The sequence below is a fragment of the Pseudoalteromonas sp. AOP7-A1-14 genome, assembly GCF_052376275.1.
GTDB lineage: Bacteria > Pseudomonadota > Gammaproteobacteria > Enterobacterales > Alteromonadaceae > Pseudoalteromonas.
In genome coordinates this window covers 15,074-29,449 of sequence record NZ_JBQSVO010000035.1, presented here as the reverse complement: position 1 = coordinate 29,449, position 14,376 = coordinate 15,074, and the positions used below count along the sequence as shown (strand labels likewise).

General features: G+C 40.4%; 11 protein-coding genes. 3 read left to right on the top strand and 8 right to left on the bottom strand.

What is annotated here, in order from left to right; translation table 11 throughout:
• On the top strand, positions 1-506 hold a 506-nt coding region (locus ACT3RM_RS07685), incomplete at its 5' end, for a TonB-dependent receptor domain-containing protein (RefSeq protein WP_444511353.1).
• Between the two features lie 78 nt (positions 507-584).
• Here ACT3RM_RS07685 and ACT3RM_RS07680 read toward each other — a convergent pair.
• The 4 genes from ACT3RM_RS07680 to ACT3RM_RS07665 form a co-directional block, all read right to left on the bottom strand.
• Entirely contained in the window at positions 585-1,022 is a 438-nt protein-coding gene (locus tag ACT3RM_RS07680) for a hypothetical protein (protein WP_441833978.1), read from the bottom strand.
• Between the two features lie 326 nt (positions 1,023-1,348).
• Entirely contained in the window at positions 1,349-1,984 is a 636-nt protein-coding gene (locus ACT3RM_RS07675; protein WP_441833979.1) for a hypothetical protein, read from the bottom strand.
• Positions 1,974-2,546: a sigma-70 family RNA polymerase sigma factor gene (locus tag ACT3RM_RS07670; RefSeq protein ID WP_441833980.1), complete on the bottom strand. Its 573-nt coding sequence runs from the start codon at positions 2,544-2,546 to the stop codon at positions 1,974-1,976. Before ACT3RM_RS07670 ends, ACT3RM_RS07675 begins: the two co-directional genes overlap by 11 nt.
• A 26-nt stretch (positions 2,547-2,572) precedes the next feature.
• Positions 2,573-4,333 (bottom strand): vWA domain-containing protein, encoded by a 1,761-nt coding sequence (locus tag ACT3RM_RS07665; RefSeq protein ID WP_441833981.1) that lies wholly within the window; start codon positions 4,331-4,333, stop codon positions 2,573-2,575.
• 217 nt (positions 4,334-4,550) lie between these two features.
• On the opposite strand from ACT3RM_RS07665, the gene ACT3RM_RS07660 reads away from it, so the two are divergent.
• The gene (locus ACT3RM_RS07660; protein WP_441833982.1) at positions 4,551-5,750 is read left to right on the top strand and encodes an MFS transporter; all 1,200 of its coding nucleotides are present in this window, start codon (positions 4,551-4,553) and stop codon (positions 5,748-5,750) included.
• Here the strand turns inward: ACT3RM_RS07660 and ACT3RM_RS07655 are convergent.
• The 4 genes from ACT3RM_RS07655 to ACT3RM_RS07640 form a co-directional block, all read right to left on the bottom strand.
• Positions 5,734-6,372 carry a 3'-5' exonuclease gene (locus ACT3RM_RS07655; RefSeq protein WP_441833983.1) on the bottom strand — a complete coding sequence of 213 codons (639 nt, stop codon included), beginning with the start codon at positions 6,370-6,372 and terminating at the stop codon, positions 5,734-5,736. The genes ACT3RM_RS07660 and ACT3RM_RS07655 overlap by 17 nt on opposite strands.
• Positions 6,369-8,222, bottom strand: a complete 1,854-nt coding sequence (locus ACT3RM_RS07650) for a DUF294 nucleotidyltransferase-like domain-containing protein (protein WP_441833984.1) — start codon at positions 8,220-8,222, stop codon at positions 6,369-6,371. The genes ACT3RM_RS07655 and ACT3RM_RS07650 overlap by 4 nt, the downstream gene beginning before the upstream one ends.
• A 112-nt stretch (positions 8,223-8,334) precedes the next feature.
• Positions 8,335-10,059, bottom strand: coding sequence for a sodium:solute symporter family protein (locus ACT3RM_RS07645; RefSeq protein WP_441833985.1), 1,725 nt, complete (start codon positions 10,057-10,059; stop codon positions 8,335-8,337).
• A 10-nt stretch (positions 10,060-10,069) separates the two neighbouring features.
• Complete coding sequence (locus tag ACT3RM_RS07640) at positions 10,070-10,333, bottom strand: DUF4212 domain-containing protein (RefSeq protein ID WP_441833986.1); 264 nt, start codon at positions 10,331-10,333, stop codon at positions 10,070-10,072.
• 389 nt (positions 10,334-10,722) lie between these two features.
• Between ACT3RM_RS07640 and ACT3RM_RS07635 the strand changes: the two genes are divergently transcribed.
• A complete protein-coding gene (locus ACT3RM_RS07635) occupies positions 10,723-14,163 on the top strand; it encodes a PAS domain-containing hybrid sensor histidine kinase/response regulator (RefSeq protein WP_441833987.1) in 3,441 nt (1,146 codons plus the stop codon).
• Positions 14,164-14,376 lie beyond the last annotated feature (213 nt).

The window sequence follows — 14,376 nt, the reverse complement described above, 5'->3', positions numbered from 1 at the left end:
GAAACGTTATATTTCGTGATAGTGACTTTTTTACTATCAATGATGGCGAAACCCAACACCGGGGAATTGAGCTAGAGCTTGATTACCAACTCACTAATTCATTACAACTAGCCCTTGCTGCCACTCATGCAAAGCACACTTATAGCTACGATCAAACCTTATCAGGCATCAATATTAATGGTAATGATATAGACACTGCCCCGCGGAATATCGCCAACTTTCAAATTAATTGGCAAGCGACTAATAACACTGTACTTGCACTTGAATGGCATCATGTTAGTGACTACTTTACTGATCCTGAAAACCTACATAGTTATGCAGGTCACGACTTAGTTAATTTACGTGCGGCATGGCAAGTCACAGAGCAGTTAAAACTAACTGCACGAATCAATAATCTAACCGATACGGCTTATGCAGAACGTGCTGACTATACGAGCTTCACTGGCGATCGTTACTTTCCTGGAAGACCGCGTAATGTAATGTTATCGGCAAGCTTCGCATGGTAGCTCTAACAAGCCTAGTAGTTTATTAGTCTTTTTTGATCTAGTTGTAAATATCAATTTAGATTTATTTTGTAGCGAGAGCTAAGATTCTAGAATCTCTAAGCAGTCATGGCGCTGCTTAAATATTTCAGCAAACAACACAGGATTATATTTAATGCCGACAGTACTTTCATCACAATAGTGCAAAATACATACTGGATTCAGCAAATACCATCTTGTACACATGCCCATATATAGTGTCACCTGAGCTTCCTCATAAACAGTTACATGGCCACGATAATAATGACTTTTTAATTCACCAATAACGATTCTAAACTTTAATGGATTAAAAAATATTGCATCAGGCGCCCCTACGAGTTCATTTTTCTTCAAGATAATTGGCTTATTTTTATTTAAGTTACCACCTAAATAAATACAATACAGTGGCACCCTAAAAAGCCGCTTAACTTTATAGCCTTTGAGTATGACTAACAGTAAAAAAATCGAAGTAATTAATAAGAAATGTAAAATAAATTGCATAAAACTAAAAAGCCTATAAGTAGTAATAATCGTATGATGATTGCGGGTTGATTTTTATCATCAAGGGAATCATAGTTGATTTTCACATCTTTAGTCTCTTTCAAAACCCCTTTGTTTTTTTTAAACCGATCTTTATTACTATAATAGTGTGCTAGGCTTGATACCGACACTGATAATCTTTCCATGGTTTCCTATACCTAAGATTGCAATACATCAATATTATATAAATAATTATATTGATTGCTAGTGAAAATGAAATAGCAGTTTTTAAAAAATCTTAATAAAACCAGCTTAAAACACTGATAAGTCGCAATAAAATATTTATGTTAATTTGTATTACCTAATAACTCTCTATATTGCTTACTTAAGTGAGCCTCTAATTCAGGATACACCTTTAGTAAATCCTTTAACTGCGCTTTAGCCTCCCCAACCTCACCTTTCGCAAGGTGAATATCTATACTCTTAAATTCTTTTGCAACCTCGCTTGTAATTCTCTCGAGCCCGAGTGAAAACTGGCTACGAGCAGTAATACTATATTTTTTAGATTGTTTATCAGCCTCTTTAGATGAGCTATTACGCTCAAAACTTTGTACCTTTTCAGATATATCTGCTTGTTCCATCATTTCAAATGATGCATCAGGCGCAGCCTCTGGCTTTGTATCACTTAATAGCTGTGGTTTATTTACAACCTTTAATGACTGCGGGTGCTGCGTGGTATTTTTCATGTATAACACGGCAATTAACACCAATGACGCCGCCGTAGAAAGTTGCCCATACCATGTTTGATAAAAGCGTTTATGCTTTCTTTTTGGCTCAATTGCAGTAAAGCTCTCTATGTCTTTGGTATTAACTGCATCGGTTGCACTTTGTAGTACTTTTGCATCAAGCTGGTTGCTTGGCTGCTCAGTTGCGCCGCGCTTATAAAGTGAGGCTATATCATGATCAGTTAATTTATCGCTCATCGCTATTCCTCATTTTATAATGCATACATTGCTTTAATTTAGTTAGTGCATAACGAATTCGGCTTTTTATATTCTCAGCGGTTTCTACAACTAATTCGGCTATTTCTTTTAAGGTAAACCCTGCTTCGTGCTTGAGTAAAAAGGCTTCTTTTTGCTGCCTTGGTAAATGCGCTAAGCACTGTTTTAACTGAGCTACTAGTTGAGCCTGATAGAGATTTTCATCATAACTTTGATTAAAGTGGGCAGACTTGTCTATAGCCTGCTCATCGGTATCAAACCACTTATTTTGAGTACTGTTACGGCGGTAGTGATCTATCAGTTCATTATGGGCAATGCTATACAGCCAAGTCGTAAATTTAGCGCTCACTTGATACTGAGCGCGTGCTTTTATTAATTTATTCCAAACTTCTTGGTATAACTCTTCAGCCATTTCAAGAGTCGCACACTGACGCAAAAAATACCGATAAAGGCTATTTTTATGGCGCGTGTACAGCTGCGTAAAAGCCTGTACATCACCTTGGCCATAATTCAGCATTAATTGCTCGTCTGCTATATCTGTCATAATGTCCTTTGTATATTTTATAACTATTACAGTGCTGCGACGTTATTTACCAATTTTATAAACTCACTACGGTAACCAAAGGTATCGATGCCTTTGTTTGCAATAGCAAGCTTCGCACAATCTTCATACTGCCAGTCTGCGGTATATTTTGCACCTTTTAGTAATTGTGCAAATCCAGCCACCGCTGCCGAAAATTTAAAGTCCTGGCTCGCTTGTGATAATGGCCGTGGCGTAGAAGGAGTTGAAACAGCTTGAGTGATAAGTTCACTACGTTCACTGCCTGGCTTTTTATAACGCACTTTAATAAATGCCAGCTCATTCGTATCAATGGGTTTATTCTGCGCGTGTGGCTGATAGCGCAACTCATCAATTTGTTTATGCTTTGAGTTAGCTAAGGTGATTTCGTAAAGCGCGGTCACTGTATGCCCTGCACCGAGCTCTGCGGCATCCACCTTGTCATTGTTAAAATCCTCATTATCGAGCAGGCGGTTTTGATAACCAATTAAGCGATATTCAGCCACTTGTTGCGAGTTAAACTCAACCTGAACCTTCACGTCTTTAGCAATAATTTGCATAGTACTACTGAGCTCATCAACCAGAACTTTGCGTGCTTCGTTAATATTATCTATATAGGCATGTTGACCATTACCAATATTTGCCAATTGCTCCATCAACCCGTCGTTATAATTGCCGTGACCAAAACCGAGTGTAGTAAGCGCGATCCCTGTTTTACGTTTACTAGCAACTAACTCTTTGAGTTTATCAATTGATTGCGTACCTACGTTAAAGTCGCCATCGGTGGCTAAAATCACGCGATTTATACCGTCGCTTTTATAATTTTTAGCGGCAATTTGATAGGCAAGCTCAATACCCTGCTCACCATTCGTTGACCCCCCTGCGGCCAATTTATTTAAAGCCGCTGTAATTGCACCTTCGTCATTGCCTTTACTTGCAGGTAATACGACGCCTGCAGCTCCGGCATAAACCACAATAGCTACTGAGTCATTTTCATCTAATTGCTTGGTAAGCATGGTTAAGCTGGTTTTTAATAACGGTAACTTATTCGGCGCATTCATTGACCCCGACACATCTAATAAGAACACTAAGTTAGCGGCTTTTAAATCGGCTTTTTCTATCTCAAAACCTTTAATACCAATTTTTAATAACTGACGATGCTCGTTCCAGGGCGCACTGGCTATTTCAGTCTCAACGTTAAACGGCGTTGCTATATTAGTGGGTGCGCTGTAATCATAGTCAAAATAATTAATAAAGGCTTCTTCGCGTACAGCATCACTTGACGGCAGCTGCCCTACATTCAACATACGACGGGTATTACTGTAACTCCCCGTGTCGACATCAATTGAAAAAGTAGATACCGGCGCAACTTTAACTTGTTTAACAGGATTCTGTTGTGACTTTAAGTAATTTTCACGGTCTTGCTTTGTGGTAAATGTCCCATCATCAATAATCGCGGGTTGAGGCATAGCCGATGTCGTTACAGCATTTGTATGCATTAAATCCTGCGGCACTTTTTCAAGGCTTGCAACATGAATATTGGAATTTCGCACTTGTAAAACAGGCTCTTTTTGTAGTTGATATTGCTGTGATAGCCGCTGTTTATTATCAACTTTTGTTTGTGTTACTTCGTTGCTATCAAGTTGTTCTTCTTGCTCTGTGACTTCGTTACGTGATGTTTGATTGCAACCTGCCAGACCAACCAGAATCGCACTGCTCAATACCGTTAAACATAAACCGCTGCGATTGTTGTTACTCGTAATGTTATTCATAAAACCACCCTTTTTTAAATCAATATAGACGTGTTATGTCTATAAACGGATGACTATAAAAAGTGGGGTTAATTATTTTTCAGTGCACTATTAGCATTGTCATTAGCTAATGATTAAGTTATTAAAAAACAAAGGTTAATTATTAGCTTATTTAATATCAACGTCACTGACCTTCAGGTATAATTGGCGCACCTGCCATCTATTTGGTGATTTAGCTTTGTATTCAACCCCGATTAAACGGACTGCTTTCTCTTCTATTATTCTTATTCTCGGCGTTTTTTTTATTGCTGTTAATTTACGCGCACCAGTAACCGGAATAGCCCCTGTACTTGAAGGTATTATTGCATCTTTTAGCTTATCTCCTTCTCAAGCAGGAATGCTGACAACGTTACCACTGCTAGCTTTTGCTTTAGCGTCTCCGCTTGCTAATTGGCTTGCTAAAAAGCTAGGGCTAGAAGTTACTTTGTTTATTGCTTTGATACTTATAGGCTCAGGCCTCGCCTCGCGGCTAATTACCAGCGTACCTTTGTTATATTTAGGCACCGCTATTATTGGTGTTGGTATAGCCATAGGTAACGTACTATTACCGAGTTTAATCAAGCGCGACTTCCCGCATAAAGTTGCGGTTATGACCTCAGCGTATGTATTAGCAATGGCTATTTTTGGTGGCAGCTATTCAGCTATCGTGCTTCCACTTAGTGAGTATCACAATATGGGTTGGCAACTGGCACTGGCAAGTTATGGTTTACTTACTTTACTCAGTATAGCTCTTTGGTTACCACAACTTAAATATCATACTATGCCAGCGAAAGAACTAGCTAACCCCCCTGTGCAAACGAATGTGTGGCGACAGTCATTGGCGTGGCAGATTACATTACTATTAGGCCTTAACTCGTTTTTTACTTACATTATGGTCGCTTGGTTGCCAAGTATTTTAATTGAAAGTGGCATGTCTCCCGTTCAAGCAGGCGCTATGCAAGGCGCCTTTCAGGCGGCATCTGCTGTGCCTGGTATTGTATTGATCCCCTTACTAGCAAGATTAAAAGATCAACGAATCTTAACCAGCTCTTTAGCGCTAATTGGCGCACTTTGTTCGTTTGGTTTGTTGTTTATGCCTGGGCTTGCATTGTTTTGGTCAATAACACTGGGCTTTTGCTCTGGTGCATGTTTTATTTTAGGCTTGTCGTTTGTTAGCTTACGAACACATGACAGCCGACAAGCTAGCTCCCTATCAGCAATGGCACAATGCATTGGTTACCTAATAGCCGCAACTGGGCCCATGTTAGCTGGCGCTTTGCACACCTATTTTAATAGCTGGGCACCTACATTATGGCTATGTGCTATCGCAAGTTTAGGTTGCGCCCTATTTGGTTACCTTGGTGGGCGTAATATTACTCTAGCTAAACCAGCTGCTTAACTTGCAAGCGCTTGCCGCCACATATTTGGTGGTATTGTGCGAGTAATAATTCTGCAGTTGCTGTTGCATCGGTAAGTGCATGATGATTACTGTACCGTGGAAGCTGATAACGAGCACGACATGCATTAAGGGTTAAATCGTCTAAGGCAATGTCGAGCCCTTGTTGTTGCAGGCGTTTTTTTTCTATGTGAAAGGTATCAATAACAAGTTGTGGCTGAGCGCTGATATCATGAGCTTTAAAGGCCCGCTTTAAAAAAGGCCAATCAAGCCCTGCATTATGAAAAACCAAAATAGTGCCAGGTAACTCTTTTGCCAATGCTGCTAAACTACTTTTAAGGCTTTGCCCATTTATTACATCTTGCTTTCCAATACCATGATAAACAGGGCTTTGTGCTAAGTTTTTCACATCTTTATTAATATAGTGCTGAGCTTTACTCAACTTTATACATTGCTGCTCAATAGCAAGCCAAGCAATAGACACTATTTCATGTTGCTTTGCGTCAAATCCCGTTAACTCTAAATCAATCACTATATAACGCTGCACCTTGGCATCTTGCGCTAACAATTGCTTGCGCGTTAAATAACGGCTGAACCAGCGCTTTATTACTTTGCAGCTCCTCATAAGCTGCCACGGGCAAACTTAAAGGCAGCCGCTTGTTGCGACTGCTTTACTAAATAAAAAGCCTCTTTTAGCTGATGTCGTTCAAGTGAGTTTAAATTATCAGGGTTAATACAGTTACTAGGCAACCCCTCTTGGTTTATTTGTGTTCGCAAGCGCAGTTGCGTTAAAAACCGCCAGCAGTCTTTAAGGTTATAAATGTCTTTATTGCTTAAGAAATTACATTTTTCAGATTCAAGTTTTAATAAAGCATCAAGCCGCTCTTGAGTATTAGCAAGGCGGATACCAGCCTTAAGAGCATACAAACGAACTATATCATTTATAATCACGACACCGCGCTTTTTCAAATCAATAAACTTATGCTGACGGGTGTCTTTTTCAAGCTTAAATTGATTAAACAAACCAATTGGTACCGAATTAGTATTGATATCGTTTGCCATGGCGGCATAAAACAGCTCATTATGAGAAATACGCGTTAATTGTTCACAAAAACTAGCGTAAAGCGTGTTAGATCCTTCAATAAAACGCAGATCAAAAAATATCTTACAATTTAGCATAGCATCTGGCGTAGGCGCTTCGACCCAGTTTAAAAAACGTTCACACCAATCAGACTTGCTCATTCTACAAAGCTCACTACTAGCCATAATATTACCTGGGCAACGTTTAATTCCGCACAGGGTTAATTGCTCACAGACAAACTCCCCCATACGCTTAAAGTAATCTTGCTGCGGCTCCGTTAAGCCATCGGGTAGTAATAAGCCGTTATCTTGGTCTGAGTGCAGAGTTTGCTCTTCTCGCGCTTGTGAGCCAAAACAAATAAAGCTAAAACATGTTGGTGCTGTACCATGCTCTTCCTGAAATAAATAAATTAACCGCGAGGTTAGCGCATCGGTTACGCCACTGAGCAATTTCCCCACTAACGAAATATCATCTATATTGTTCGAAAAGCCACGTAGTAATTCGGGCACTTCAAGCCCATAGCGTTTTAAATCTGTCACACTATGAGCTTTATAAATACGGCCAATTAACTGCACTGGGTCGCTTTTTTGTTGGCGTAGTAAATCGGTGCTGGTGATCATGCCCAGTGCTTTGTGGTTTTCATCAAGCACAGGTAAATGATGAATATTAAATTTAAGCATTAAATGCAGCGCCGAAAACACTCGGTTATTTTCAAAAATAAATTTTGGCTTGGCGCTCATAATACTGCTGAGCGGCTCTTTTGAGTCAACTTCATCAGCCAATACACGGTTCCGTAAATCACGGTCAGTTATAACTCCAACTAAACATTCATGTTCGGTGATCATAATTGACGATACGCCGTGTTTTTTCATTTTTTTAGCGGCTTGGTTAATGCTGGCATCAGGCGGTAATGCTACCGCTTTACGCGACATTAGTTCAGCAATTTTACGCTCAGACCAACTCTCATTTTGGCTTTTATAATGCGACGACAATAAACGATTTTTATGAGCGCGTACAAAATACTGCTCAAAGGTTTTATACTCACGGCGCAAATAATCAAAACTACTTTGATCAAGTAAATAAACAATACCTTCTTTTTGCACCTGCAAACGGTTTTGAATTGCTTCACCGGTTAACAATGATGGATAACCAAAATAATCGCCCTCGGCAAGTCGTGTTACTACATCCCCTTTTTCATCGACCAAATCATAAAGCCCTGAGCGAATTAAAAACAATTTTGGCGAATCAGATTTTAGCCATTCATTTTGGTTTTCACGAGTTAAGTAAATACTATCAAGGTGATTAACAAAATATTCAGCAGCGCTGGCGTCTAACTGACTAAATGGGGTTTGTTTTAAAACAAATTGGATAAGGTCTTGTTGCTCAGTACTCATAACGTTTATTCGCACCTTCATAGCGTTAGTATGATTATTACACTACCTATTATTCTCATAAATAAAAAGCCCGACTTAAGTCGGGCTTGGTGAACTTTTTAACTTACAAGATTTAGTGAGCGTGCGCTCCAGTTGAGCCTTTAGGGTTACGAATACCCTCTACCATTTGTTGAATTTCAACAGGAGTTTCAGCAGTAAACTTAAGCACAATAGCAGCTACTGCAAAGTTAATAACCATACCAACTAAACCTATTCCCTCAGGCGAAATACCTAAGATCCAATGTTCAGGGCTATTTAGCTCTGGGCTGATAAATTTAAAGAAGATAATATACGCAGCGGTAAAAGTAATACCCGTTACCATGCCTGATATTGCCCCTTCTTTATTCATCTTCTTAGAGAAAATTCCCATGAGAATCGCGGGAAAGAAACTCGCCGCAGCCAACCCGAAGGCAAATGCCACCACCGATGCCACAAACCCGGGCGGATTTATACCAAAGTAAGCCGATATAACAATCGCCACCATAGCGGACAAGCGCGCTGCAAGTAGCTCTTGCTTATCGCTAATATCGGGTTTTAAAGTTCGCTTAAGTAAATCATGAGAGACCGAGGTCGAAATAACCAGTAACAAGCCTGCTGTAGTGGAAAGTGCTGCAGCAATACCACCGGCTGCGACTAAGGCAATAACCCACGCTGGTAAATTAGCAATCTCTGGATTGGCAAGCACCATGATATCGCGGTCAACGCTTACTTCATTAACGCTATTAGGGTCGTTCACGTCACCCGCAGTGTAGAACATTTTGCCATCATCATTTTTATCATTAAAAGTAATTAACCCTGTTCTTTCCCAGTTTTTAACCCATGTTGGTGCTTCAGTGTATAAGGTGCCACTGCCGTCTTTACCGTTAATAGTATCAATCATATTAACCCGGGCAAATGAAGCAACTGCAGGTGCTGTGGTATAAACAATAGAAATGAATACTAATGTCCAAGCAGCAGAGATACGCGTATCCTTTACACGAGGTACAGTGAAAAAGCGCACAATAACATGAGGTAAACCAGCAGTACCCACCATTAACGCACCTGTGATTGCAAATACATCAATCATGCTCTTAGAGCCTTCGGTGTACTGAGAAAACCCTAGCTCAGTACTTAAACCATCTAGCTTATCAAGTACATAAACGCCATCACTACCAATTAACGTGGCACCAAAACCTGTTTGTGGGAAGAAGTGACCTGTCATCATCATTGAGATAAAAATTGCCGGCACTAGATAAGCAAATACCAGTACACAATACTGAGCTACTTGCGTGTAAGTGATGCCTTTCATACCACCTAGCACTGCGTAGAAAAAAACAATGACCATCCCAATGTAAACACCGGTCTCTATTTCAACTTCTAAAAAACGCGAAAAGACCACGCCTACACCGCGCATTTGTCCCGCAATGTAAGTAAAGCAAATAAAGATAGCACACATAATTGCCACTAAACGCGCGGTTCGTGAGTAGTAACGGTCACCAATGAAATCTGGCACTGTAAACTTACCAAACTTACGTAAGTAAGGCGCTAAACACAGTGCTAATAATACATAGCCACCGGTCCAGCCCATTAAGAAGACGCCTCCATCATAGCCTGAAAACGAGATAATACCTGCCATTGAAATAAATGACGCTGCGCTCATCCAGTCAGCAGCTGTTGCCATACCATTTGCCAAAGGTGGTACGCCTCCACCTGCTACGTAAAACTCTTTTGTTGAACCCGCGCGAGCCCAAATTGCGATACCGATATAAAGCGCAAAGCTTAAACCGACAATTATAAATGTGAGTGTTTGAACATCCATTACTTAGCTCCTATTCGTCTACGCCATATTTTTTATCTAACGTATTCATTTTGAAAACGTACACAAAAATCAAAGCTACAAAGGTGTAAATCGCGCCTTGCTGGGAAAACCAGAAACCAAGCTTAAACCCAAAAAAACGCACTTCATTAAGTACATCTACCAGTAATATGCCAAAACCAAATGACACGACAAACCACACTGCTAGCAACTTAAATAGCAGCGAAATGTTTTCCGCCCAATAAGCTTTTGCTTGTTCTTCATTTTTAAAAGCCATTTTATTATGTCCCCTTAGACATCACGTAAAGGTGATGGGTGTAATTAATTGTCATTAACTAAGTTAGCAACGCCAGCGTAATATTGAATTGCTACCATAGTCGGAACAACAAGTTAACACTTACGTAAACTGCATACACCGTACTAACATATAAAGGTTTAAAACATTATTTTTCATAGTGTTAAGCATTAAGTCCCTGAGTAATAGCACGCAATAAAATTGCTTTATAAGCTTGTGCGACATTAGTCTTATTAACTTTGAAAAATAATATATACCCCTTAAAATCAACAACTTAAAAATTATTTGTTTTTAGTTCTAAAATTCAAGGCTCAATATCGGGGTAAGTTCTGGTATGGTGGGCAGCAACATAATAAAAGTTGAATGAAAACATGACTGCTGCACTAATTTTTGTCGCGTTAGCGTACATTGGCGTATTGTTTTGGCTAGCTAATTGGGGCGATAAAACCACGCCGCTAGCTAAACGCATTAGCCACCATCCTTTTGTTTATTCTTTATCGCTGGGTATTTATTGCACTTCGTGGACTTACTATGGCTCGGTGGGCACAGCAGCCACCAGCAGTTGGAGTTATCTGCCTATTCTACTCGGCCCAGCGCTGTTGTTTTTTTTCGGTCAGGGTTTTTTACGAAAGCTGGTTTTAGTAAGTAAAAAGCAAAATATAACCACCATTGCTGACTTTATCTCAGCCCGTTATGGCAAACGCCAAACCACCGCTATTATGGTTACCGTGATCGCACTACTTGCAACGATCCCCTACATCGCCTTACAACTAAAAGCGCTCAGCAGCAGCTTTTTGTTACTACAAACTGACAGCAAAATATCAGGCTCAACACTTGCGCTCTCAGCGACATTTATTATGGCCCTGTTTGCTATATTTTTTGGCACCCGCAAAGTTGATGTAACCGAGTACCGTTCAGGATTAATGCTAGCAGTTGCTTTTGAGTCAATGATCAAACTATTAGCACTGGTGGCCGTTGCTGGGCTTGCCCTTTACACCTTGTTTAATTTACCACAAGGCACCCCGTCACTTAACTCTGAATCAATTTGGCAGCATTGGCATAACTTTGACTTTTTTAGTTTTAACTTTATTGGCCAGTCATTAATGGCGGCGGCGGCAATCATCTGTTTGCCACGTCAATTCCATGTAACTGTGGTCGATAACCAAGACAAACGTCACTTATTTACTGCACGCTGGGCGTTCCCGCTTTATTTGCTGCTAACAGCGGCGATGATTTTACCCATTGCAACTGCAGCTATACATCCAGGCATTGGTAATGGCTTCTCACCAGATAGCTTTGTACTCGCCCTACCGCTAATGCATGAAAATATGTTACTCACTACCTTTGTTTTTATTGGCGGTATTTCAGCAGCAACCGCCATGATTGTTGTGGCAACACTCACACTTAGCACCATGGTTACTAACGATGTGGTGTTACCATTAATGCTGCGCCGTAAGTTTAAACGTAATCGGATCACCAGTAATTATAAGTCTCAAATACTATTAACTAGGCGTTTTACTATTGCTGGTATTTTAATTCTTTCGTACTTTTATCAGCAGTGGTTTGGCCACGGTAAAGCGCTTGCCAGTATGGGCTTAGTCGCGTTTTCATTAGTAACTCAGTTATTACCTGCTATTGTCGGCGGGTTATATTGGCGTAAAGGCCATGCTTATGGCGTTTATGCTGGCATGTTAGCGGGCTTTATTTGCTGGGTATTATTTTTAATGCTACCTATTTTAAATACAGGAAATACGCTTGATGCCGAGCTACAGCAAACATTAATTACCCGTGGTACGCTGATTGCGCTATTTGCCAATATTGGCTGTTATATTAGCTTTTCGTTAGGTGCAGAGGAGCGCTTAATTGATAAAATTCAAGCTGCGGCCTTTGTAACCCCCAAGGAGCAAGCTGTACTGGCAAGGCGTTTAAATAAAAATGTTAAAGCCACGATTTACGACTTCAAAGTATTACTGCAAACCTTTTTAGGAGTGCAGCGCAGCCAACAAATATTAGCGCACTTTTCGTTAAATCATCAGCTAGATGATAACAACGCCCACCCTGAACCTGAGTTTATCGCCTATTGCGAACGTGCATTAACCGGCGTATTGGGTGCTTCATCCGCGCAGGCGTTAATACATACCGTAGCTTCAGGCAAGCGCATGGCATTTGAAGAAGTGGTTAACTTTTTTGACGAAACCACCCAAGCATTACAGTTTAACCAAAACTTATTATTCACCTCTCTTGAAAACCTGAGCCATGGTTTATCAGTGGTCGATAAAGACCTAAACTTAGTGGCGTGGAATAAACGCTACGCAGAAATGTTTCACTACCCTGATGGTTTTTTAGAGGTAGGCCAACCTATCGAGGATGTGATCCGTTATAATGCAGAGCGCGGGGAATGCGGCCCCGGTGAAATAGAACGCCATGTAGACAAACGCGTACAACATTTAAAAAATGGCAGTTCACATCACTTTATTCGCCACCGTAAAAATGGTCAAGTATTTGAAATGATAGGTAACCCGTTACCTGATGGTGGTTTTGTTACCAGCTTTTCAGATATTACCACCCATATTGAAACCCAAAATGCCCTTGAAGAAGTGAACATGGATCTTGAAAACCGTATTGAAGCACGTACTCAAGAAATCCGTACCATTAATAAAGATTTACATGCCCAAATAGATAGCCGAGTACAAACCGAGCAAGCATTAACCCTTGCCAAAAAAGAGGCTGAACAAGCCAACGACAGTAAAACTCGCTTTTTAGCACTGGCGAGCCATGATATTTTACAACCTCTTAATGCCGCACGTTTATATTTAGCCGCCGTTGATGAAGGCTCGCTCACGGTTAGTAATAAAAACAACTTTGAGAAACTCGGCGACAGCCTCGATTCAACAGTGCATTTAATGTCGGCCTTACTAGAAATAGCCAAGCTTGAACAAGGTGCAATGACCCCAAGCCCACGACACTTTAATATCGACGATATTTTAGCACCGCTACAAAACGAATACGCTATTTTATCAAGTGAAAAAGGCTTATCTCTGAAGGTACGCTCTGATGGACAAATTGTGCATAGCGACATTACCTACCTGCGTCGAATAATCCAAAACTTCGTATCAAATGCGGTGAAATACACAGATATCGGCCATGTTTTAGTCGCATGCAGAAAACGTAAACATCAGCTACGCATAGAAGTATGGGATACCGGCCCTGGCATTTCAGACCTTGAACAAAGTAAGATTTTCAATGACTTTTACCGCATTGAAGGCGGTGATAATAAAGGTGTTGGCCTTGGACTTGGAGTGGTAAAACGCATGGCTGACTTACTCAGTGTACGCCTTGATGTGCATTCTGAAGTTGGCAAAGGTAGCCGCTTTAGTATTGAAGTTCCTTACGGAGAGTCGCAACAAGTACAGCAAAAAGTCGTGACCGGCAGTTTGTTTGAACACCGCAGCGCAATGAATATTATTGCCGTTGACGACGATCCAGAAAACCTGAGTGCCATGGCAAGCTTATTACAGAAGTGGCAAGCCAATTACCAGCTGTTTGATCAAGTAGAAGCTGTAATAGCTTATGCCAAAGCAAACGGCGCACCTGATGTTATTTTAATGGATTATCAACTAGGCCATAACTGCGACGGTATTACACTTATCAAAACTCTGCGTGAAATTTGGCAAAACGACGTGCCCGCTATTTTAATTACCGCAGTACGCGATGATGAATTAAAGCAAACCACCAAAGCAGCGGGTATTCATTATTTATCTAAACCGATAAAGCCCGGAAAATTAAAAGCCCTACTTAATCATAGTACGTAAATGAAAATACGAAGGAACAAAACGTAAAGCGAGATACAAGACTAAAAAAGGCTATTCGACGTTAAGTTTATCGCCATTAGACATCAAAAATGTTGAATGGATCTGCTGATTTAAAATGTGCTAAATTTTAGCTGTAATGGCTGAATATGCGAATCACACATAAATCAGAAAACGATGTATAAAATGAATCAGCCTTTAGCTTTATTACTACTA

Coding starts and splice junctions, on each gene's coding strand:
- ACT3RM_RS07675 (WP_441833979.1), bottom strand. CDS start 1,984: ATGAGCGATAAATTAACTGATCATGATATAGCCTCACTTTATAAGCGC.
- ACT3RM_RS07680 (WP_441833978.1), bottom strand. CDS start 1,022: ATGCAATTTATTTTACATTTCTTATTAATTACTTCGATTTTTTTACTG.
- ACT3RM_RS07655 (WP_441833983.1), bottom strand. CDS start 6,372: ATGAGGAGCTGCAAAGTAATAAAGCGCTGGTTCAGCCGTTATTTAACG.
- ACT3RM_RS07635 (WP_441833987.1), top strand. CDS start 10,723: ATGACTGCTGCACTAATTTTTGTCGCGTTAGCGTACATTGGCGTATTG.
- ACT3RM_RS07640 (WP_441833986.1), bottom strand. CDS start 10,333: ATGGCTTTTAAAAATGAAGAACAAGCAAAAGCTTATTGGGCGGAAAAC.
- ACT3RM_RS07670 (WP_441833980.1), bottom strand. CDS start 2,546: ATGACAGATATAGCAGACGAGCAATTAATGCTGAATTATGGCCAAGGT.
- ACT3RM_RS07650 (WP_441833984.1), bottom strand. CDS start 8,222: ATGAGTACTGAGCAACAAGACCTTATCCAATTTGTTTTAAAACAAACC.
- ACT3RM_RS07645 (WP_441833985.1), bottom strand. CDS start 10,059: ATGGATGTTCAAACACTCACATTTATAATTGTCGGTTTAAGCTTTGCG.
- ACT3RM_RS07665 (WP_441833981.1), bottom strand. CDS start 4,333: ATGAATAACATTACGAGTAACAACAATCGCAGCGGTTTATGTTTAACG.